Below are 20,368 nucleotides of genomic sequence, written 5' to 3' on the forward strand. Positions count from 1 at the left end.
GCGTTTACGCCGCATATCAGCTTAAAAAATGAACCATCGCCAACGGCGGTGGTTTTTTTGTGATCAATTTCAAAATAAAACAATGATCCGATAAAAATAAAACAGTGTTTCAATTGATGTGGTTTTGATCACTTTTATTGATTAAATGAATGTCTATCTTCGTTTCCATCAACACTGATGCTCCGTTGAGGAATTACGCATCAGCCCTTAAAAATATGCCGACAGGTGATGGAAATGCAGATAAAACGCTCGATTGAGAAAATCCCGGGGGGGGATGATGCTCGTCCCGCTATTCCTTGGCGCACTGTGCCACACCTTCTCGCCGGAGGCGGGGAAATATTTTGGATCATTCACCAACGGGATGATTACCGGTACGGTGCCCATTCTGGCGGTGTGGTTTTTTTGCATGGGGGCGTCAATAAAATTAAGCGCGACGGGAACGGTATTACGTAAATCCGGTACGCTGGTGGTAACAAAAATTGCCGTCGCGTGGGTGGTTGCGGCAATTGCCTCACGCATTATTCCGGAACATGGTGTTGAAGTTGGATTCTTTGCCGGACTTTCAACGCTGGCGCTGGTGGCGGCGATGGATATGACCAACGGCGGACTTTACGCTTCCATCATGCAACAGTACGGCACAAAAGAAGAAGCTGGGGCATTTGTGTTGATGTCATTGGAGTCCGGGCCGCTCATGACGATGATTATTCTGGGCACTGCCGGGATTGCCTCATTTGAACCGCATGTTTTCGTCGGCGCAGTATTACCGTTCCTGGTGGGCTTTGCCCTTGGGAACCTTGACCCTGAATTACGAGAATTTTTCAGCAAAGCGGTGCAGACGCTGATTCCATTCTTTGCCTTCGCGCTGGGCAATACCATTGATTTGACTGTAATTGCCCAGACAGGTTTGCTGGGGATCCTGTTGGGTGTGGCAGTAATTATCGTGACCGGTATTCCGTTGATTATCGCCGATAAATTGATTGGCGGTGGCGATGGCACTGCCGGAATTGCCGCTTCCAGTTCCGCAGGGGCCGCGGTAGCGACACCTGTGCTGATTGCTGAAATGGTGCCTGCGTTTAAACCGATGGCTCCGGCAGCAACTTCGCTGGTTGCGACGGCGGTCATTGTGACTTCGATTCTGGTGCCAATTCTTACCTCTATCTGGTCACGTAAAGTCAAAGCCAGAGTGGCGAAAATCGAAATTTTAGGCACGGTAAAATAAACCTGCTTCCTTAATCCCCACAGCCGGATGAACTAACGTTCGTCCGGTTTGCTATTGAGCTCCTGCCTGGATACATACCGCGAAAACAGCACGCCTGACATAAAATAAATATGGTCTAATGGGGAAATTTCTCGTGGAGAGGGAACAGATGCGATATCCGGTTGATGTATACACAGGCAAGATTCAGGCTTATCCCGAAGGCAAACCCAGCGCAATTGCCAAAATCCAGGTTGATGGTGAGTTGATGCTGACGGAGCTGGGGCTGGAAGGTGACGAGCAGGCGGAGAAAAAGGTTCACGGCGGGCCAGACAGAGCGCTGTGTCATTATCCTCGTGAGCACTATCTCTACTGGGCGCGGGAATTTCCGGAACAGGCGGAGTTGTTTGTTGCGCCTGCGTTTGGCGAAAATCTCTCAACCGACGGCCTCACGGAAAGTAATGTTTATATTGGCGATATTTTCCGCTGGGGAGAGGCATTAATTCAGGTCAGCCAGCCACGCTCCCCTTGCTATAAACTCAATTACCATTTTGATATCAGCGACATAGCGCAGTTGATGCAAAACACGGGTAAAGTGGGGTGGTTGTATAGCGTGATTGCGCCAGGGTTGGTATCTGCTGATGCGCCGCTGGAGTTGGTTTCCCGTGTCAGTGATGTGACCGTGCAGGAGGCTGCCGCCATCGCATGGCATATGCCGTTTGATGACGAGCAGTATCACCGTTTACTCTCCGCCGCCGGGTTATCGAAAAGCTGGACGCGGACGATGCAAAAGCGCCGACTGAGCGGCAAGATCGAAGATTTTTCCCGCCGGTTGTGGGGAAAATAACCCCCGGAGTGTAGGCCTGATAAGACGCTATCAGCGTCGCATCAGGCATCCTGCTCAAATGCCGGATGCGGCGTAAACGCCTTATCCTGCCTACAATGCGGAGTTTAACTCCGCTTATACAGCGGCAACCAAATCACCAGCCGTAAACCGCCAAGCGGGCTGTCTTCTGCCTTCACCCAGCCACGATGCTGCTGGATGGCGGTTTCAACAATCGCCAGCCCCAAACCTGTACCGCCAGATTCACGATCGCGTGCTTCATCGGTACGATAGAACGGGCGGAAAATCTGCTCGCGATCTTCCGGGCTAACGCCAGGACCATCGTCATCCACCGTAATGGTGATGCCGTCTTTATCTACCGCGAAGCCTACTTCAATCTTCGTATTGGAATAACGCAGGGCATTACGAACAATGTTTTCCAGCGCACTTTCCAGAGCGTTCGGGTTGCCATACAGCGGCCACGGCCCAGGCGGGAAGTTAACCGTCAACGACTTGCCCATCTGCTCGGCTTCGAACGCCGCGTTATCCAGCACTTCACTCCACAACTGGTTGGCTTTGATGGTCTCACTCACCAGCGCGTTTTTCTGCTGATTACGTGACATCACCAACAGATCGTTGATCATGCTGTCCAGACGTTGCGCTTCGGTTTCAATACGCTCCAGTTCCTTGCTTTCACCACTACGACGGCGCAGTAACGCCGTACCCAGTTGCAGACGCGTCAGCGGGGTGCGCAGCTCGTGAGAGATATCAGAAAGCAGACGCTGCTGAGAGGTCATCATGCGCTCCAGCGCGGTGACCATCTGGTTAAAACTGGCACCAGCGGCAAGGAATTCCTGTGGCCCCGCTTCCAGTTCCGGGTGCTGGCGTAAGTTTCCCTGGGCAACTTCATCGGCAGCGTTTTTCAGCTTACGCGCCGGTTTTGCCAGACTCCAGGCCAACCACAACAGCAGCGGCGTACTGACCAACATGGTGACAATCAGCAGTAATAGCGGGCGGTCAAACAGTAAGTTAATGAAATCGGATTGAGAACTGCTGGCCGGACGAATCAGATAAAGTTGGTAATTATCTTCGCCATCACGCACTGAGAACGGACCGACCAGTTCCACGCGGCCATACTTTTTCTTCTGCGGATGATCGGCGTTATCGGCCTGACCAATAAAATTACGAATGATCTGCATTTCGCTGCGTTCAGCGCCGATCACGCGGCCTTCGGTGGTCACCAATAACAAACGCTGTCCTGGCGGTGCCCACTTATCAATCGCCCGGAACAGACGCCGCCACCACATTAAATCGTTGGGCGGATCGTTCGCCAGCTCCGCTTCGACATGCTGCTCAATCATCAGACCCTGACGCTGTTCGCTATCCAGAAGCTCGGTCATCTGGCGTGAATCGAGCTTGGGTAACATTAAAACTAACATCAACACCAGCGCCAGCGTCAGCCAGAAGATGGCGAAGATGCGCGCGGTTAAGCTGCCTATCATGAAGCAGAAACCATCAGATAGCCGCGACCACGCAAGGTTTTAAACCACGGGTGACCATCTTTACGATCCGGCAGTTTACGACGCAGGTTGGAAATGTGCATATCAATAGCGCGGTCGAAAGGCGTCAGGCGTTTGCCCAGCACTTCCTGGCTTAAATGCTCACGGGAAACCACCTGACCCAGATGCTGTGCCAGCAAATAGAGCAGGGTAAACTCAGTACCGGTTAACTCCAGCGTTTGCCCGTCGAAGCTGGCTTCCTGACGGCCTGGATTCAGCACTAAGGCATCAACTTCCAGTGTCGGTGAACCGTTGTCGTTGTTTTGCTGTTGTTCGCTCCAGTGCGAACGGCGCAGGATCGCGCGAATACGTGCCACCAGCTCACGATCATTAAACGGTTTCGGGAGATAGTCATCTGCGCCCAGCTCAAGGCCGAGAACGCGATCAAGTTCACTGCCGCGCGCCGTCAACATAATGACAGGCGTCTGGTGTGTCTGGCGAAGTGCTTTTAATGTGTCGATACCATTTTTCTTCGGCATCATTACGTCAAGCAAAAGTAAATCAATGCTGTCGTCCAGAAGATCAAGCGCCTGTTCCCCATCGTGGGCAACAATCACGTTGAAGCCTTCCATCTCGAGCAGCTCCTTTAATAGGGAAGTCAGCTCTCGGTCATCATCAACTAACAGGATTTTATTCATTGTTTAAATACCTCCGAGGCAGAAATTACGTCATCAGACGTCGCTAATCCATGACTTTACGTTGTTTTACACCCCCTGACGCATGTTTGCAGCCTGAATCGTAAACTCTCTATCGTTGAATCGCGACAGAAAGATTTTGGGAGCAAATGATGCGCATAGTTACCGCTGCCGTCATGGCCTCAACGCTGGCAGTCAGTTCATTAAGCCACGCTGCTGAAGTCGGTTCAGGCGATAACTGGCATCCGGGTGAAGAACTTACGCAGCGCAGTACGCAGAGCCATATGTTCGACGGCATAAGTTTAACCGAACATCAGCGTCAGCAGATGCGAGATCTTATGCAACAGGCCCGGCACGAACAGCCTCCTGTTAATGTTAGCGAACTGGAGACAATGCATCGCCTTGTCACCGCAGAAAATTTTGATGAAAACGCTGTGCGCGCACAGGCAGAAAAAATGGCGAATGAGCAAATTGCTCGTCAGGTTGAGATGGCAAAAGTCCGCAACCAAATGTATCGCCTGTTAACGCCGGAGCAGCAAGCGGTTTTAAACGAGAAACATCAACAACGAATGGAGCAGTTGCGCGACGTGACGCAATGGCAAAAAAGTTCATCGTTGAAGCTATTGAGTAGTAGCAACTCACGTTCCCAGTAGTAAACCCTGTTTTCCTTGCCATAGACACCATCCCTGTCTTCCCCCACATGATGTGGGGGTTTTTTTTATCCTCAATTTGCCTGCTGCTTAATGCATTGCAGATGATTTGCTTCCGTTATACTAGCGTCAGTTGATAGCGGGAGTATTTATGAATCAATCTTATGGACGGCTGGTCAGTCGGGCGGCGATTGCTGCAACGGCGATGGCTTCACTGCTATTGCTGATTAAAATTTTTGCATGGTGGTATACCGGGTCGGTGAGTATTCTCGCCGCGCTGGTGGATTCGCTGGTGGATATCGGCGCGTCGTTGACGAATTTACTGGTGGTGCGATATTCCCTGCAACCTGCCGACGATAATCACTCGTTTGGTCACGGTAAAGCTGAGTCCCTCGCGGCGCTGGCGCAAAGTATGTTTATCTCCGGTTCGGCACTATTCCTCTTTTTGACGGGTATTCAACATCTGATATCTCCAACACCGATGACAGATCCAGGCGTCGGGGTTATCGTGACAATTGTGGCGCTAATTTGTACGATTATCCTTGTCTCGTTTCAGCGGTGGGTGGTGCGCCGGACGCAAAGCCAGGCGGTGCGGGCTGATATGCTACATTACCAGTCTGATGTTATGATGAACGGCGCAATTCTGCTGGCGCTGGGGTTGTCCTGGTACGGCTGGCATCGCGCCGATGCTCTGTTTGCATTGGGAATCGGCATCTATATTTTATATAGCGCGTTACGCATGGGATATGAGGCGGTACAGTCATTACTGGATCGCGCATTACCTGATGAGGAACGGCAAGAAATTATTGATATCGTGACTTCCTGGCCGGGTGTTAGCGGCGCTCACGATCTTCGCACGCGGCAGTCAGGGCCGACCCGCTTTATTCAGATTCATTTGGAAATGGAAGACTCTCTGCCTTTGGTTCAGGCACATATGGTGGCGGATCAGGTAGAGCAGGCTATTTTACGGCGTTTTCCGGGATCGGATGTGATTATCCATCAGGACCCCTGTTCCGTCGTACCCAGGGAGGGTAAACGGTCTATGCTTTCATAATCAGTATAAAAGAGAGCCAGACCCGCATTTTGTGTATAAAATACCGCCATTTGGCCTGACCTGAATCAATTCAGCAGGAAGTGATTGTTATACTATTTGCACATTCGTTGGATCACTTCGATGTGCAAGAAGACTTCCGGCAACAGATTTCATTTTGCATTCCAAAGTTCAGAGGTAGTCATGATTAAGAAAATCGGTGTGTTGACAAGCGGCGGTGATGCGCCAGGCATGAACGCCGCAATTCGCGGGGTTGTTCGTTCTGCGCTGACAGAAGGTCTGGAAGTAATGGGCATTTATGACGGCTATCTGGGTCTGTATGAAGATCGTATGGTACAGCTAGACCGTTACAGCGTTTCTGACATGATCAACCGTGGTGGTACGTTCCTCGGTTCTGCGCGTTTCCCGGAATTCCGCGACGAGAACATCCGCGCCGTGGCTATCGAAAACCTGAAAAAACGTGGTATCGACGCGCTGGTGGTTATCGGCGGTGACGGTTCCTACATGGGTGCAATGCGTCTGACCGAAATGGGCTTCCCGTGCATCGGCCTGCCGGGCACTATCGACAACGACATCAAAGGCACTGACTACACTATCGGTTTCTTCACTGCGCTGAGCACCGTTGTAGAAGCGATCGACCGTCTGCGTGACACCTCTTCTTCTCACCAGCGTATTTCCGTGGTGGAAGTGATGGGTCGTTATTGTGGCGATCTGACCCTGGCTGCGGCCATTGCCGGTGGCTGTGAATTCGTTGTAGTTCCGGAAGTTGAATTCAGCCGTGAAGACCTGGTAAACGAAATCAAAGCGGGTATCGCGAAAGGTAAAAAACACGCGATCGTGGCGATTACCGAACATATGTGTGATGTTGACGAACTGGCGCATTTCATCGAGAAAGAAACCGGTCGTGAAACCCGCGCAACTGTGCTGGGCCACATCCAGCGCGGTGGTTCTCCGGTGCCTTACGACCGTATTCTGGCTTCCCGTATGGGCGCTTACGCTATCGATCTGCTGCTGGCAGGTTACGGCGGTCGTTGCGTAGGTATCCAGAACGAACAGCTGGTTCACCACGACATCATCGACGCTATCGAAAACATGAAGCGTCCGTTCAAAGGCGACTGGCTGGACTGCGCGAAAAAACTGTATTAATGATTTCGGAAAAAGGCAGATTCCTTTAGCCTGAAACCGATGACAGAAGCAAAAATGCCTGATGCGCTTCGCTTATCAGGCCTACATGAATTCTGCAATTTATTGAATTTGCAAACTTTTGTAGGCCGGATAAGGCGTTCGCGCCGCATCCGGCATGGACAAAGTGCACTTTGTCAGCAATATGAGGCGGATTTCTTCCGCCTTTTTAATCCCCCAACATATACCCGCAAGTTATAGCCAATCTTTTTTTATTCTTTAATGTTTGGTTAACCTTCTGGCACGCTTTGCTCATCACAACACAACATAAGAGAGTCGGGCGATGAACAAGTGGGGCGTAGGGTTAACATTTTTGCTGGCGGCAACCAGCGTTATGGCAAAGGATATTCAGCTTCTTAACGTTTCATATGATCCAACGCGCGAATTGTACGAACAGTACAACAAGGCATTCAGCGCCCACTGGAAACAGCAAACTGGCGATAACGTGGTGATTCGTCAGTCCCACGGTGGTTCAGGCAAACAAGCGACGTCGGTAATCAACGGTATTGAAGCTGATGTTGTCACGCTGGCTCTGGCCTATGACGTGGACGCGATTGCGGAACGCGGGCGGATTGATAAAGAGTGGATCAAACGTCTGCCGGATAACTCCGCACCGTACACTTCCACCATTGTTTTCCTGGTACGTAAGGGCAATCCGAAGCAGATCCATGACTGGAACGATCTGATTAAACCGGGTGTTTCGGTGATCACGCCTAATCCGAAAAGCTCTGGTGGCGCGCGCTGGAACTACCTGGCAGCCTGGGGCTACGCGCTGCATCACAACAACAACGATCAGGCAAAAGCACAGGATTTTGTTCGGGCACTGTATAAAAACGTCGAAGTTCTGGATTCTGGCGCGCGCGGCTCCACTAACACCTTTGTCGAGCGCGGAATTGGCGATGTACTGATTGCCTGGGAAAACGAAGCTCTGCTGGCAGCGAATGAGCTGGGGAAAGATAAATTCGAAATCGTTACGCCGAGTGAGTCTATCCTCGCAGAGCCAACCGTGTCGGTGGTCGATAAAGTGGTCGAGAAAAAAGGCACCAAAGAGGTGGCGGAAGCCTACCTGAAATATCTCTACTCGCCAGAAGGTCAGGAAATTGCCGCGAAAAACTACTACCGTCCGCGCGATGCTGAGGTGGCGAAAAAGTACGAAAATGCGTTTCCAAAGCTGAAGTTATTCACCATTGATGAAGAGTTCGGCGGCTGGACGAAAGCGCAAAAAGAGCATTTTGCTAACGGCGGTACGTTCGATCAGATCAGCAAACGCTGATTTCCCCAGGATAATTATCAAACCCGGTGGTTTCTCGCGACCGGGTTTTTTATTTGTCACGATTTTGCGTTACCCTTGCATCTCTTTGAGGTACAGGGAAAAAAAGATGAAAAAAGCGGGTCTTCTTTTTTTGGTGATGATAGTTATCGCCGTTGTGGCTGCCGGTATTGGTTACTGGAAATTAACCGGTGAAGAGTCGGATACACTACGTAAGATTGTCCTTGAGGAATGTTTGCCCAATCAACAGCAAAATCAAAATCCTTCGCCATGTGCGGAAGTCAAACCCAATGCCGGATACGTGGTTTTAAAAGATCTTAATGGCCCACTGCAATATCTGTTGATGCCAACGTATCGTATTAACGGTACTGAAAGTCCTTTGTTGACCGATCCTTCAACGCCGAACTTCTTTTGGTTGGCCTGGCAGGCGCGTGATTTTATGAGCAAAAAATACGGTCAGCCGGTTCCCGATCGCGCGGTTTCTTTGGCGATCAACTCTCGCACCGGGCGTACGCAAAACCATTTTCATATTCATATCTCTTGTATTCGTCCTGATGTGCGCGAACAACTGGATAACAATCTGGCTAACATCAGCAGCCGCTGGTTGCCACTGCCAGGTGGTTTGCGTGGGCATGAGTACCTGGCGCGTCGGGTAACGGAAAGCGAACTGGTACAACGCAGCCCATTTATGATGCTTGCAGAGGAAGTGCCTGAGGCGCGGGAACATATGGGAAGCTACGGGCTGGCGATGGTGCGGCAGAGTGATAACTCATTTGTATTGCTGGCGACACAACGAAATCTACTGACGCTGAACCGTGCTTCAGCCGAGGAAATCCAGGATCATCAGTGTGAGATTTTGCGTTAAGGCGAGGAGTTAAGGAAAGTAAGTGCCGGATATGAAATCCGGCACCTTTCAGACTTAAGCCTGTTTAGCCGCTTCTGCAGCTTTAACGATTACTGCGAAAGCGTCAGCTTTCAGAGAAGCACCGCCAACCAGCGCACCGTCGATGTCTGGCTGAGCAAACAGTTCTGCAGCGTTAGACGCGTTTACAGAGCCGCCGTACTGAATGATCACTTGTTCAGCGATGTTAGCGTCAACTTTAGCGATGTGGTCACGGATGAATTTGTGAACAGCCTGTGCCTGCGCCGGAGTTGCCGATTTGCCAGTACCGATTGCCCATACTGGTTCGTAAGCGATTACCGCACCTTCGAATGCTGCAGCACCCTGAGTTTTCAGTACCGCGTCGATCTGACGTGCACAAACTTCTTCAGTTTTGCCCGCTTCGTTTTCAGCTTCGGTTTCACCGATGCACAGAACCGGAGTCAGACCCTGCTCTTTCAGCACCGCGAATTTTTTCGCGATCAGTTCGTCAGACTCTTTGTGGTAAGTACGACGTTCAGAGTGGCCGATGATGATGTACTGTGCGCCGATGTCTTTCAGCATAGCAGCAGAGGTTTCACCGGTGAATGCGCCGGACAGGTTCAGGTCCACGTTTTGCGCACCCAGCATGATGTGGCTGCCTTCAGCTTCACGCTTCGCCATATCGATGTACATTTCCGGTGGTGCGATTGCAACCGCACAGCCAGCAACACCTGCCAGCTCTTTACGCAGGTTAGAAACCAGCTCGTGAACCATGTGGCGGCTGCCGTTCAGTTTCCAGTTACCCATCACTAAAGGATGTCGCATTTTAATTCTCCACGCTTATAAGCGAATAAAGGAAGATGGCCGCCCCGCAGGGCAGCAGGTCTGTGAAACAGTATAGAGATTCATCGGCACAAAGGCTTTGCTTTTTGTCATTTATTCAAACCTTCAAGCGATTCAGATAGCGCCAGCTTAATCGGTTCAACAGCGAAGGTCAGCCCCTTTTCGCCGTTGTCCGCGACAACATAACGCAGTGCACCTTCGGTCTCGGTGTAATAACGTTTGTTTTTCCCCGCCGTTAGTAGCGACTGCAGTTTTTTCTGGCTTTGTGTTTTGGTCATTAATGGGGTGAGTGTGCGGATCACCGCTGCCATGTATTCCTGAGCTTTCGCTTTCGCGGCTTTTTGCTCTGGCCCCTGGATGGGTAGCCAGGTCATTTGAATGCTTTTGATTTTTAAGGTACCGCGCTCCAGCGCTGTAGAAGCATACAAGTTCTCGTTAATTTTACTGGCAGCACGAGTGAGATTGGCTTTGTCGGGACTGCTGTCGATGGCACGAAATTCGTTCAGTGGCAGGCTGGGATTCTGGCTGTTAAAGTCTTCTCGAAACTGGCTGATGGAGAGATCGAAAGTAGGGGCTCCAGCCAGCAGATAAGGCGCGGTCGTTGCCGTATCTGGTGTTTGTGCATGCGCCGTTGTTGTAACGGTTAATGCAGAACATAAGAGAAAAAACAGCGTACACCCTGGCTTCATTGACAGTACCTTTTGTTATGACTGGCTCCGATTAAAACGATATCTGTCGCCCTTGTCAAAAGGGTAGAATCCTGGAAAAGACAACCATCAAGGAACTTACATGACCATACAGCAATGGTTATTCTCATTTAAAGGGCGTATTGGACGCCGTGATTTCTGGATTTGGATAGGCCTGTGGTTCGCAGGCATGCTGGTGCTTTTCTCACTGGCGGGTAAAAATTTACTCGATATTCAGACTGCGGCGTTTTGCCTTGTGTGCTTGCTCTGGCCAACAGCGGCAGTAACCGTTAAGCGCTTGCATGATCGCGGGCGTTCCGGCGCATGGGCATTTTTGATGATTGTGGCGTGGATGCTGCTGGCGGGTAACTGGGCGATTTTACCGGGTGTCTGGCAATGGGCGGTGGGGCGTTTTGTCCCGACGTTGATTCTGGTGATGATGCTTATCGATCTTGGTGCGTTTGTTGGCACACAAGGCGAAAATAAATATGGTAAAGATACCGAGGATGTGAAGTATAAAGCCGACAATAAATCAAGTAATTAACCTTTAATATATCTCTTACTGCTATTTTTTTCCGGGATTGTTATTTCCACGATGCAAATGACAATACCCGGAAAATCCTTCTGAACTCTTCACATTAAGCAATATCAAAAAAAATGGTAATCCATAAGATCATTACTTGTTTGTTCTTCCCTTAACGGCGCATTATTCTTAAGTCGTAATCGACAGAGAGGCGAATATACAGAGGTGCCCTATGAAAGATGTCGTAGATAAATGCAGTACTAAAGGATGTGCGATTGATATCGGTACGGTGATTGATAACGACAACTGTACCAGTAAGTTTTCGCGCTTTTTTGCCACCCGCGAAGAAGCAGAGTCCTTTATGACCAAACTGAAAGAGCTTGCCGCCGCTGCATCCTCTGCAGATGAAGGGGCCAGCGTGGCCTATAAGATTAAGGATCTGGAGGGGCAAGTTGAGCTTGATGCGGCCTTCACCTTCTCATGCCAGGCCGAGATGATTATTTTTGAGTTATCACTGCGTTCGTTAGCTTGATGGAGTTGCTTTAGAAGGAGTTAAACATGGCTTATAAACACATTGGCGTGGCAATTTCCGGGAATGAAGAAGATGCCTTACTGGTGAATAAAGCCCTGGAGCTCGCCAGACATAATGACGCTCACCTGACGTTAATTCATATTGATGATGGCTTAAGCGAGTTGTATCCGGGTATCTACTTCCCTGCAACAGAAGATATTCTTCAATTGTTGAAGAATAAGTCGGATAACAAGCTGTATAAACTGACGAAAAATATTCAATGGCCGAAGACAAAACTGCGTATTGAACGCGGAGAAATGCCGGAAACACTGCTGGAAATTATGCAAAAAGAGCAGTGCGACCTCCTTGTCTGTGGTCATCACCACTCATTTATCAACCGTTTGATGCCGGCATATCGCGGGATGATCAATAAGTTGAGTGCGGATTTGCTCATCGTGCCGTTTATCGATAAGTAACCGCTTACCAGTAATGCTCCGCTGTCATATGGCCCGGTCGGCGACGTAAATGTTTCGTCATCTGCCGGGTCTCTTTCAGTAACTGTTGCGTATCGCGCACCATCTGTGGATTGCCGCACAGCATCACATGGCTGGTTTCTTTATTCATCGGCAGGCCAACCGCGCTTTCCAGTTCACCACTTTCAATTAATGCCGGTATCCGTCCGGTGAGCGACCCCGCTGTCGTTTCCCGACTGACCACCGTCTGAATGCGCAGTTTGCCTTCGTAGCGTTTTTCCAGTTCTTGCATCAGTGGCAAATAGCTTAAGTCGGCGGCATAACGTGCGGCGTGAACCAGGACCAGATTTTTGAAGCGCTCTAAATCTTTGCCCAGTTGCAGAATCGATAAATAAGGGCCAATCGCTGTACCGGTTGCCAGCATCCATAGCGTTTCGCAATCTGGTACTTCATCCAGCACAAAGAAGCCAGCTGCTTCGCTAACCACCTGCACTTCATCGCCCGGTTTCAGTGCCGCCAGTCGTGGGCTTAATTTGCCATCGGGGACGGTGACCAGGTAAAACTCCAGATCGGGATTATCGGGCGAGTTAACATAGGAGTAGGCGCGCTGGACGCGTTCACCGTCGATTTCAAGGCCAAGCTTGGTAAATTGCCCGGCGGTAAACGGAAGCACGGGGGCGTGAACGGTGAGACTAAACAGGGCGTCGGTCCAGTTCTGCACTTTAGTGACTTTGCCTGTTACCCAATCAGCCATGTTTTTCTCCTGTTTTGATTGACTTGCCTTATCTTCGTTCTCCGAACAAAAAAATTCCAGTCCCGAAGGACTGGAAGGCTCAATCGATCAAATCACTCAGAGAATGTGCACCTGCATTTCCGGGTCTTTGCGATCCAGATAGTGGATGGACTGAATGCGGCGAATAGTGCGTGACTTGCCGCGGATCAGCAGCGTTTCGGTAGTCGCGATATTGCCTTTGCGGCTAATGCCTTCCAGCAGATCGCCTTTGGTAATACCGGTGGCAGAAAAGATGACGTTATCGCTGCGTGCCATATCGCCCAGACGTAATACTTTACCGGCTTCGATGCCCATTGCTTTGCAGCGTGCCAGCTCCTGCTCGCCAATGCGACGATTCTCTTCGTTGTCGCCTTTGACGTCATGACGCGCCAGCAGACGACCGTTCATGTCACCATCTAATGCGCGGATCACCGCCGCAGAAACCACGCCTTCCGGCGCGCCACCAATACCGTACAGCACGTCAACTTCGCTGTCTGGCATACAGGTGAGAATTGAGGCCGCAACGTCGCCATCCGGAATAGCAAATACGCGTACGCCGAGTTGCTGCATTTCAGCGATAACGGCATCGTGGCGAGGTTTAGCCAGAATCGTTACCGTCAGTTCGCTCAACGGTTTGCCGAGCGCCGCCGCTACATTGCGCAGGTTATCCGCCAGCGGCAGGTTCAGATCAATGGTGCCTTTGGCTCCCGGTCCGACGATCAGCTTCTCCATATACATATCTGGCGCGTTGAGGAAACAGCCTTTATCGCCTACTGCCAGCACCGCCAGCGCGTTAGCCTGGCCCATCGCCGTCATGCGCGTGCCTTCAATCGGATCAACAGCAATATCTACCGCGTCGCCGCGACCAGTACCGACTTTTTCACCAATGTAGAGCATCGGTGCTTCGTCTATTTCACCTTCACCAATGACGATGGTGCCGTCAATGTTGACCTGGTTGAGCATAATACGCATGGCGTTTACCGCCGCGCCGTCCGCGGTGTTTTTATCGCCGCGTCCTAACCATTTGTAGCCAGCCAGCGCCGCAGATTCGGTGACGCGGGAAAATTCGATGGCAAGTTCTCGTCTCATAGCAAACTCTAAGCAGTAAGGAATGGCGCGAAGTGTAGCACAGGGGAAGGGCGGGATTATTGATGTGTGCGGGGTTGCCCCCGCACGATTCAGGACTACCGGATGCGGCATAAACGCTTCATCCGGCATTTACATTACTCGTCGTGTTCTTCCCACGCCATCGCGCGTTTGACCGCTTTTTTCCAGCCTGCGTAACGGTAATTACGCTCAGTGGTTTCGATGCCTGGACGGAACTCGCGCTCAATCACCGCTTTCTCTTGCAGCTCGTCGAGATTCTGCCAGAAGCCAACCGCCAGACCAGCAAGATAGGCCGCACCCAATGCGGTAACTTCGCGCACTTCCGGGCGCTCAACGCGGGTACCGAGAATATCGGACTGGAACTGCATCAGGAAATTGTTTGCTACTGCACCGCCATCCACGCGCAGCGCGTGCAGACGAATACCGGAGTCGGCCTGCATTGCTTCCAGTACGTCACGCGTCTGATAAGCAATAGACTCCAGCGTCGCGCGGATAATGTGGTTAGCGTTCACTCCACGCGTTAAGCCGAAAATCGCCCCGCGCGCATACGGATCCCAGTATGGCGCACCCAGCCCGGTAAATGCCGGAACCACATATACACCATTGGTGTTTTGCACTTTGGTGGCGAAATATTCGGAATCGTACGCGTCGTTAATCAACTTCATCTCATCGCGCAGCCACTGAATGGATGCGCCCGCCATAAACACCGCACCTTCCAGCGCATAGTTTACTTCGCCAGTTGGGCCACAGGCGATGGTGGTCAGCAGGCCGTTTTCTGATTTCACCGCTTTCTCGCCGGTGTTCATCAGCATAAAGCAGCCAGTGCCGTAGGTATTCTTCGCCATCCCTTCTTTCACGCACAACTGACCAAACAGCGCGGCCTGCTGGTCACCGGCGATCCCGGAGATTGGAATACGCGTGCCGCCTTTGCCGCCAATGTTAGTCTGACCGTACACTTCGGAAGAACGACGCACTTCTGGCAGCATCTCGCGCGGAATATCCAGCACTTCCAGCATTTTGTCGTCCCAGTCCAGGGTATGGATGTTGAACAACATGGTACGAGAGGCGTTGGTGTAATCGGTCACATGGACACGGCCCTGAGTCATTTTCCAGATAAGCCACGTATCAACCGTACCAAACAGCAATTCACCACGACGCGCACGTTCGCGAGAGCCTTCCACATGGTCGAGGATCCACTTCACTTTGGTGCCAGAGAAGTACGGGTCAATCACCAGACCGGTATTGCTGCGGATATAATCTTCTAAACCGTCACGTTTTAAATGCTCGCAGATTTCTGCGGTACGACGGCACTGCCAGACAATGGCGTTATAGATAGGCTTGCCGGTTTCTTTTTCCCAGACAATAGTGGTTTCACGCTGGTTCGTAATACCGATAGCTGCAATTTGATCGGAACTGATATCGGCTTTCGCCAGCACTTCTACCAGCGTGGAGCTTTGGGTGGCCCAGATTTCCATTGGGTCGTGTTCTACCCAGCCTGGTTTTGGGTAGATTTGCTCAAATTCGCGCTGCGACACGCTAATGATATTGGCATCGTGATCCATTACGACCGCGCGGGAGCTGGTGGTGCCCTGGTCGAGCGCAACGATATATTTTTTTTCAGTCATGTTTAATTGTCCCGTAGTCATATTACAGCGAAGCTTTTTGTTCTGAAGGAGTTGTGGTCTCCTTTTCTTCCACAACACAGATATCGCAAGGCAAATGGCGACCAATCAGTTTGCGGTAGGCAAATGCACCTACAATCGCGCCAACGATAGGGCCAAAAAGCGGCACCAGGAAGTAAGGAATGTCTCTGCCGCCGGTAAAGGCGACATTGCCCCAGCCCGCCAGCCAGGCAAAGACTTTCGGACCGAAGTCACGCGCTGGGTTCATGGCAAAACCCGTCAATGGGCCCATAGATGCGCCAATGACCGCAATCAGTAGACCAATCAGCAAGGGAGCCAAAGGGCCGCGTGGTACACCGTTGCCATCGTCCGTTAACGCCAGGATCAGCCCCATCAGAATAGCGGTAATCACCATCTCAACTGCGAAAGCCTGCACAAAATTGATATGAGGATTCGGGTAAGTAGAGAAAGTGCCAGCCAGATCAACACTTTCAACGCTGCCGCGAACAATATGATGAGTCTGCTCGAAGTCGAAAAATAAATTGTAGTAAAGCCCGTAAACTAAAGCCGCAGCGCAGAAAGCGCCGGCAACTTGTGAAACGATAAAAGGAATAACTTTGCGCTTGTCGAAACAGGCAAACAGCCACAATGCAATGGTAACAGCGGGGTTAAGATGCGCGCCGGAAACCCCTGCGGTCAGGTAGATGGCCATTGCCACCCCCAGTCCCCAAATGACACTGATTTCCCACTGACCAAAAGACGCACCAGCGACTTTTAGTGCTGCAACGCAACCCACCCCGAAAAAAATCAACAACCCGGTACCGAGGAATTCAGCAATGCACTGGCCTTTCAAGGTTGATGTTTGACTCATAATCGGATCCTGAAGAGTTAATGTTTGTTGTATGCGTGAAAGTCACGGACCTCCACGATGCTTGTAGGCATGCTGTAAACTTATCGTTAACGAGCAAAAACGAGAAATATCGAACTTAAAATGTGTGTGCTTCGTCATAAAATGAGCGTTATCGCGCCATTTATTCCATCTGATTGTACATGATGCATGTTTGTTAGATCATTCGCGCAACAAATTTATTAACATTTTCGATTGGTGTGGATTATGTCTCCAGGAGAAGGATGAAAAGTGTGGCAAACCGTAATCTGCAAGGCGTGCCGCTGGACAGCGATGGCGCGGCTTCATACAATCGGAGCTAACTAAAGTGCGCTCGTATTTATTAAGGCGTCACCGGTAATCGGGACGAGGATTTTTATCCATCAACGCCTTGCAATTCAGGAGAGGTATGACAATGTCATTAGAAGTGTTTGAGAAACTGGAAGCAAAAGTACAGCAGGCGATTGATACCATCACTCTGTTGCAGATGGAAATCGAAGAGCTGAAAGAAAAAAACAACTCACTGTCGCAGGAAGTTCAAAATGCCCAGCATCAGCGCGAAGAGCTGGAGCGTGAGAACAACCATCTGAAAGAACAGCAGAACGGCTGGCAGGAACGTCTGCAGGCCCTGCTGGGTCGCATGGAAGAGGTTTAATCTCTTCCACGCAGAGGCGCCGCAAGGCGCCTTATTTTTTACTTCACTGTATTTTTAGCAGACAACATAATCTCCATCGCCTGTTGGCGATATTTATCTGCCGTATCTGGCTCCATTAATGCAATGATCCCCACAGCCCTGGGGGTGTCTTCAAGATAAACACTGATGGTTCTTTTCTGCTGACCATCAAAATTTATCAACACATCCTGATACTTACAGGTGAAATGTTTGGCATTACAATCATGAAACTGGAAGGTTTCTTCATTGTATTGATCCTTGAGATTGTCTCGCTGCATCTTCTTTAACTCTTCCAGCGAGCCATCGGCGCTACGTCCTGCGGGCAGGCGGAAAGCAGAAATAAAGACGCTATTATCTTCACTTCTTATATCAATGGTTTTATCAGTACTAATAGAAACCGTATTCCAGTGTCGGTTTGGGACAGTCACGGAAATAGCGGCATTCTCAAACGTATATTGCCATGGGGTGATTATGCGAAACGTATTGCTGATGTTGGATAAAAGCAGGATTCCCAATACCCAACAGCACCCGCGAGTAAAACTGGCGAAGTTACGCGTTTTTTTAGCGAATGCGCACAGAATGCCTGACACAAGCACGGGAAGTAATAACGGCCCCAGAAATACTGAACCGATATACTCGCCAACCATGCCAGGATCTCCAGACAGTAGGTTGCTGTGCTGAAGATGACTAAGACAAGCAGTTATTATCCATAGTATTAATAAGATAACGTATCTCATATCAATCCCTTATTATTAACATGCACATCAGATCATTGACGGGCAGAAAGCATCATTTTCATTACTTCTTCTTGATATTCGTCCAAATAATCTGGGTCGATGGCTGCGACCAGTTGTATCAAATTAGTGTTATCCAGTAGAGTCATGAAAATAGCATGTCTTACTTTGCCATCACTCATTGTTTGCACTCCTTCCTGATAAGCGCAGGCAAATCCCTGAACATCACAAACATGCATTTCTGCAGTTCCGTTTTGAGTCGCGGTAAGTTCCTCGATTGAATGCACACCGACTTCATTTTGTGAGAAGGCAACAATAGCTAAAATAGCATGGGCATCCCGAGTCACCAGGGTTGGTCCTTGTTTTACTATATTGGCAACCCACTGTTTGCTCGGAACCGTGACGGTGATACCTGGCCCCGGGAAAGAATAATCCCATGTGCTGTGTCGTTCCCACACCGTATAGCTGCTATAGATTAGAAATAATCCCATTAACCAACAAGTGCCGCGAATAAAGCTGCGGCTGCTTCTTTTTTTTATCGTTATACAGATGATTGTGGCGATAATAAATGATAGGGCAAGTGGGTTAAAAAATACGTTAGCAAAATATAAAATCATTTCACCGGTGTTGCCAGATAAAAGAAATTTGTAGCGGAAATGGTTAACGGCTATAAGAAATAAATATAAAATTAAAAGAATAATATTTTGCATGAATACGTCCATGTATAAAAAAGGGGAATTTAATTCCCCTTTTAACGCATGGCAGAGAGTTATTCAATATCCAGCGGATCTTCTGAAAGAATAATCCCGGTATTGTCGGCATAAAGATGGTCGCCGGAGAAGAAGGTGACACCGCCAAAATTGACGCGGACATCGCTTTCGCCAATGCCTTCGCCAGCAGCACCAACCGGAATTGCCGCCATCGCCTGGATGCCGATATCCAGCTCTTCCAGGTCATCTACCTGACGCACCGCGCCGTAAATGACCAGACCTTCCCATTCATTTTGTACTGCCAGACGCGCCAGTTCAGCATCGACCAGTGCGCGACGAACAGAACCACCGCCATCGACGACAAGAACACGACCACGGCCATTCTGTTCGAGCAGATCGTACAGCAACCCGTTGTCCTCGAAACATTTTACCGTGATTATTTGTCCGCCAAACGACGCCCGTCCGCCAAAGTTGGAGAACAGCGGTTCCACGACGTTAACATCTTCTTGATAGATGTCACAAAGCTCGGAAGTATCGTATTTCATAGGCTTAACATTCAGTTGCTGCGAGAATTTTCAGTATATCGCGCTATGTAGGCTGTTGGCAAAATCATCAATTGTTAATTGATATTTGTCAGTTATGCTGCCCACTGGCTTAGGAATATCCCTAAAACAAACAGCAGGTTAGTCAGTAACGCTCCCTTGACAGTGCGTTCCAGCATCGGTCGCATCGCCACCGGGTCCATTTCCCGCATCACATAACGGGCTTGCTTCACCAGTAATGGTGCCGCCAGCAGGAACAGCCAGCCCCACAGGCTATGCAGCGAAAAGAGATTAAACAGCGCCAGGCACACCAGAGAGCCCATCAGCAGGCAGGCATGATAACGACGCGCGTTCACTTCACCTAAGCGCACCACCAGCGTGTTTTTGCCATTTTCGCGGTCGCTATTGATATCACGCAGGTTATTAATGTTCAGTACTGCCGTTGCCAGCAGGCCGCATGCGGTCGCCGGAAGGATCAGCGCCGGAATCAATGTATGAGCCTGTAAATACCAGCTGCCCATGACGCTCAACCAGCCAAAGAAAACCAGTACGGAAATATCACCCAGACCGATATAACCATAAGGACGATTGCCCACGGTGTAGGTGATAGCGGCAATGATCGACAACCCGCCAAGAATCAGGAAGCCGACAAAATCGGCCAGTGTATGGCACGCCACTGCAACCAGTGCCAGCCCGGAGAGACAGATGAGCACGACGGTAATAATGAGCGCCCGTTTCATCTCTTGCTGGGTAATGACCCCTTTTTGCATGCCGCGTAGCGGTCCGATACGGTCAGGTTTATCGCTGCCTTTTACCGCATCGCCGTAATCATTGGCGAGGTTAGAAAGGATCTGTAATAGCCCGGCGGTAATCAGTGCCAGCAGGGCGACCAGCGGATCGAAGTGACCTTGCCACCATGCCAGCGCCGTCCCGACGATAATTGCAGCAAAGGCGAGGGGGAGGGTTTTAGGTCGTAAACTTTCCAGCCACGCCTGAGTTCGGCTAATTTGTTGTTCAGTCATAATACGCGCCAATAAAAATGGGGCCTTTCAGCCCCAT

At 50.2% G+C, this 20,368-nt stretch carries 22 protein-coding genes and 1 pseudogene; 11 read left to right on the forward strand and 12 right to left on the reverse strand.

The window, feature by feature from the left end:
* Positions 1-234: 234 nt before the first annotated feature.
* Together kdgT and yiiM are read left to right on the forward strand one after the other, a co-directional pair.
* Positions 235-1,219, forward strand: a pseudogene (kdgT, locus tag G434_RS08730) (2-keto-3-deoxygluconate transporter).
* 148 nt (positions 1,220-1,367) lie between these two features.
* Positions 1,368-2,042, forward strand: coding sequence for a 6-hydroxyaminopurine reductase (gene yiiM, locus G434_RS08725; protein WP_001270252.1), 675 nt, complete (start codon positions 1,368-1,370; stop codon positions 2,040-2,042).
* 104 nt (positions 2,043-2,146) lie between these two features.
* Here the strand turns inward: yiiM and cpxA are convergent, their stop codons facing one another.
* Both cpxA and cpxR read right to left on the reverse strand, forming a co-directional pair.
* Positions 2,147-3,520 carry an envelope stress sensor histidine kinase CpxA gene (cpxA, locus tag G434_RS08720; RefSeq protein ID WP_000580422.1) on the reverse strand — a complete coding sequence of 458 codons (1,374 nt, stop codon included), beginning with the start codon at positions 3,518-3,520 and terminating at the stop codon, positions 2,147-2,149.
* Positions 3,517-4,215, reverse strand: coding sequence for an envelope stress response regulator transcription factor CpxR (gene cpxR / locus G434_RS08715; RefSeq protein ID WP_001033722.1), 699 nt, complete (start codon positions 4,213-4,215; stop codon positions 3,517-3,519). The genes cpxA and cpxR overlap by 4 nt, the downstream gene beginning before the upstream one ends.
* A gap of 149 nt (positions 4,216-4,364) precedes the next feature.
* Between cpxR and cpxP the strand changes: the two genes are divergently transcribed.
* From cpxP to cdh, 5 genes are all read left to right on the forward strand, one after another.
* Complete coding sequence (cpxP, locus tag G434_RS08710) at positions 4,365-4,865, forward strand: cell-envelope stress modulator CpxP (protein ID WP_001223800.1); 501 nt, start codon at positions 4,365-4,367, stop codon at positions 4,863-4,865.
* Between the two features lie 148 nt (positions 4,866-5,013).
* Complete coding sequence (fieF, locus tag G434_RS08705) at positions 5,014-5,916, forward strand: CDF family cation-efflux transporter FieF (RefSeq protein WP_001076742.1); 903 nt, start codon at positions 5,014-5,016, stop codon at positions 5,914-5,916.
* A 180-nt stretch (positions 5,917-6,096) separates the two neighbouring features.
* Positions 6,097-7,059 (forward strand): 6-phosphofructokinase, encoded by a 963-nt coding sequence (gene pfkA / locus G434_RS08700; RefSeq protein ID WP_000591795.1) that lies wholly within the window; start codon positions 6,097-6,099, stop codon positions 7,057-7,059.
* A gap of 319 nt (positions 7,060-7,378) precedes the next feature.
* Positions 7,379-8,368 (forward strand): sulfate/thiosulfate ABC transporter substrate-binding protein Sbp, encoded by a 990-nt coding sequence (gene sbp, locus G434_RS08695; protein ID WP_001045689.1) that lies wholly within the window; start codon positions 7,379-7,381, stop codon positions 8,366-8,368.
* A 106-nt stretch (positions 8,369-8,474) separates the two neighbouring features.
* On the forward strand, positions 8,475-9,230 hold the full coding sequence (gene cdh, locus G434_RS08690) for a CDP-diacylglycerol diphosphatase (RefSeq protein WP_000708998.1): 756 nt from the start codon (positions 8,475-8,477) through the stop codon (positions 9,228-9,230).
* A 54-nt stretch (positions 9,231-9,284) separates the two neighbouring features.
* On the opposite strand, the gene tpiA is transcribed toward cdh, so the two are convergent.
* Both tpiA and G434_RS08680 read right to left on the reverse strand, forming a co-directional pair.
* Positions 9,285-10,052 (reverse strand): triose-phosphate isomerase, encoded by a 768-nt coding sequence (gene tpiA, locus G434_RS08685; RefSeq protein WP_001216325.1) that lies wholly within the window; start codon positions 10,050-10,052, stop codon positions 9,285-9,287.
* Positions 10,053-10,159: 107 nt separating this feature from the next.
* Positions 10,160-10,759, reverse strand: coding sequence for a YiiQ family protein (locus tag G434_RS08680; RefSeq protein WP_000802226.1), 600 nt, complete (start codon positions 10,757-10,759; stop codon positions 10,160-10,162).
* A 100-nt stretch (positions 10,760-10,859) separates the two neighbouring features.
* Here G434_RS08680 and G434_RS08675 point away from each other — a divergent pair, with 100 nt between their 5' ends.
* The 3 genes from G434_RS08675 (at position 10,860) to uspD (ending at position 12,266) form a co-directional block, all read left to right on the forward strand.
* Positions 10,860-11,300, forward strand: a complete 441-nt coding sequence (locus G434_RS08675; protein WP_000155255.1) for a DUF805 domain-containing protein — start codon at positions 10,860-10,862, stop codon at positions 11,298-11,300.
* A gap of 211 nt (positions 11,301-11,511) precedes the next feature.
* Positions 11,512-11,811, forward strand: coding sequence for a DUF406 domain-containing protein (locus G434_RS08670; RefSeq protein ID WP_000655986.1), 300 nt, complete (start codon positions 11,512-11,514; stop codon positions 11,809-11,811).
* A 26-nt stretch (positions 11,812-11,837) separates the two neighbouring features.
* Positions 11,838-12,266 (forward strand): universal stress protein UspD, encoded by a 429-nt coding sequence (gene uspD, locus G434_RS08665; RefSeq protein WP_000323555.1) that lies wholly within the window; start codon positions 11,838-11,840, stop codon positions 12,264-12,266.
* 4 nt (positions 12,267-12,270) lie between these two features.
* Here the strand turns inward: uspD and fpr are convergent, their stop codons facing one another.
* The 4 genes from fpr to glpF form a co-directional block, all read right to left on the reverse strand.
* Positions 12,271-13,017 (reverse strand): ferredoxin--NADP(+) reductase, encoded by a 747-nt coding sequence (fpr, locus tag G434_RS08660; protein WP_000796330.1) that lies wholly within the window; start codon positions 13,015-13,017, stop codon positions 12,271-12,273.
* A gap of 96 nt (positions 13,018-13,113) precedes the next feature.
* A complete protein-coding gene (gene glpX, locus G434_RS08655) occupies positions 13,114-14,124 on the reverse strand; it encodes a class II fructose-bisphosphatase (protein WP_001250644.1) in 1,011 nt (336 codons plus the stop codon).
* A 134-nt stretch (positions 14,125-14,258) separates the two neighbouring features.
* A complete protein-coding gene (glpK, locus tag G434_RS08650; RefSeq protein WP_000136788.1) occupies positions 14,259-15,767 on the reverse strand; it encodes a glycerol kinase GlpK in 1,509 nt (502 codons plus the stop codon).
* A gap of 22 nt (positions 15,768-15,789) precedes the next feature.
* Positions 15,790-16,635: a glycerol uptake facilitator protein GlpF gene (gene glpF / locus G434_RS08645; RefSeq protein ID WP_000084268.1), complete on the reverse strand. Its 846-nt coding sequence runs from the start codon at positions 16,633-16,635 to the stop codon at positions 15,790-15,792.
* A 424-nt stretch (positions 16,636-17,059) separates the two neighbouring features.
* Between glpF and zapB the strand changes: the two genes are divergently transcribed.
* Positions 17,060-17,305: a septal ring assembly protein ZapB gene (zapB, locus tag G434_RS08640; RefSeq protein ID WP_001296623.1), complete on the forward strand. Its 246-nt coding sequence runs from the start codon at positions 17,060-17,062 to the stop codon at positions 17,303-17,305.
* A 38-nt stretch (positions 17,306-17,343) separates the two neighbouring features.
* On the opposite strand, the gene G434_RS29230 is transcribed toward zapB, so the two are convergent.
* From G434_RS29230 to menA, 4 genes are all read right to left on the reverse strand, one after another.
* Entirely contained in the window at positions 17,344-17,970 is a 627-nt protein-coding gene (locus tag G434_RS29230) for a hypothetical protein (protein WP_000232683.1), read from the reverse strand.
* Between the two features lie 122 nt (positions 17,971-18,092).
* Entirely contained in the window at positions 18,093-18,767 is a 675-nt protein-coding gene (locus tag G434_RS08635; protein WP_001309890.1) for a hypothetical protein, read from the reverse strand.
* A gap of 59 nt (positions 18,768-18,826) precedes the next feature.
* The gene (rraA, locus tag G434_RS08630; protein ID WP_000872908.1) at positions 18,827-19,312 is read right to left on the reverse strand and encodes a ribonuclease E activity regulator RraA; all 486 of its coding nucleotides are present in this window, start codon (positions 19,310-19,312) and stop codon (positions 18,827-18,829) included.
* A 92-nt stretch (positions 19,313-19,404) separates the two neighbouring features.
* Positions 19,405-20,331 (reverse strand): 1,4-dihydroxy-2-naphthoate polyprenyltransferase, encoded by a 927-nt coding sequence (gene menA, locus G434_RS08625; RefSeq protein WP_000139496.1) that lies wholly within the window; start codon positions 20,329-20,331, stop codon positions 19,405-19,407.
* Positions 20,332-20,368 lie beyond the last annotated feature (37 nt).

Source organism: Escherichia sp. KTE172 (assembly GCF_000408845.1).
GTDB lineage: Bacteria > Pseudomonadota > Gammaproteobacteria > Enterobacterales > Enterobacteriaceae > Escherichia > Escherichia coli.

Bases quoted from the DNA above. Each gene is read 5' to 3' on its own strand.
- yiiM (WP_001270252.1), top strand. From the start codon at position 1,368: ATGCGATATCCGGTTGATGTATACACAGGCAAGATTCAGGCTTATCCC.
- cpxA (WP_000580422.1), bottom strand. From the start codon at position 3,520: ATGATAGGCAGCTTAACCGCGCGCATCTTCGCCATCTTCTGGCTGACG.
- cpxR (WP_001033722.1), bottom strand. From the start codon at position 4,215: ATGAATAAAATCCTGTTAGTTGATGATGACCGAGAGCTGACTTCCCTA.
- cpxP (WP_001223800.1), top strand. From the start codon at position 4,365: ATGCGCATAGTTACCGCTGCCGTCATGGCCTCAACGCTGGCAGTCAGT.
- fieF (WP_001076742.1), top strand. From the start codon at position 5,014: ATGAATCAATCTTATGGACGGCTGGTCAGTCGGGCGGCGATTGCTGCA.
- pfkA (WP_000591795.1), top strand. From the start codon at position 6,097: ATGATTAAGAAAATCGGTGTGTTGACAAGCGGCGGTGATGCGCCAGGC.
- sbp (WP_001045689.1), top strand. From the start codon at position 7,379: ATGAACAAGTGGGGCGTAGGGTTAACATTTTTGCTGGCGGCAACCAGC.
- cdh (WP_000708998.1), top strand. From the start codon at position 8,475: ATGAAAAAAGCGGGTCTTCTTTTTTTGGTGATGATAGTTATCGCCGTT.
- tpiA (WP_001216325.1), bottom strand. From the start codon at position 10,052: ATGCGACATCCTTTAGTGATGGGTAACTGGAAACTGAACGGCAGCCGC.
- G434_RS08680 (WP_000802226.1), bottom strand. From the start codon at position 10,759: ATGAAGCCAGGGTGTACGCTGTTTTTTCTCTTATGTTCTGCATTAACC.
- G434_RS08675 (WP_000155255.1), top strand. From the start codon at position 10,860: ATGACCATACAGCAATGGTTATTCTCATTTAAAGGGCGTATTGGACGC.
- G434_RS08670 (WP_000655986.1), top strand. From the start codon at position 11,512: ATGAAAGATGTCGTAGATAAATGCAGTACTAAAGGATGTGCGATTGAT.
- uspD (WP_000323555.1), top strand. From the start codon at position 11,838: ATGGCTTATAAACACATTGGCGTGGCAATTTCCGGGAATGAAGAAGAT.
- fpr (WP_000796330.1), bottom strand. From the start codon at position 13,017: ATGGCTGATTGGGTAACAGGCAAAGTCACTAAAGTGCAGAACTGGACC.
- glpX (WP_001250644.1), bottom strand. From the start codon at position 14,124: ATGAGACGAGAACTTGCCATCGAATTTTCCCGCGTCACCGAATCTGCG.
- glpK (WP_000136788.1), bottom strand. From the start codon at position 15,767: ATGACTGAAAAAAAATATATCGTTGCGCTCGACCAGGGCACCACCAGC.
- glpF (WP_000084268.1), bottom strand. From the start codon at position 16,635: ATGAGTCAAACATCAACCTTGAAAGGCCAGTGCATTGCTGAATTCCTC.
- zapB (WP_001296623.1), top strand. From the start codon at position 17,060: ATGACAATGTCATTAGAAGTGTTTGAGAAACTGGAAGCAAAAGTACAG.
- G434_RS29230 (WP_000232683.1), bottom strand. From the start codon at position 17,970: ATGGTTGGCGAGTATATCGGTTCAGTATTTCTGGGGCCGTTATTACTT.
- G434_RS08635 (WP_001309890.1), bottom strand. From the start codon at position 18,767: ATGCAAAATATTATTCTTTTAATTTTATATTTATTTCTTATAGCCGTT.
- rraA (WP_000872908.1), bottom strand. From the start codon at position 19,312: ATGAAATACGATACTTCCGAGCTTTGTGACATCTATCAAGAAGATGTT.
- menA (WP_000139496.1), bottom strand. From the start codon at position 20,331: ATGACTGAACAACAAATTAGCCGAACTCAGGCGTGGCTGGAAAGTTTA.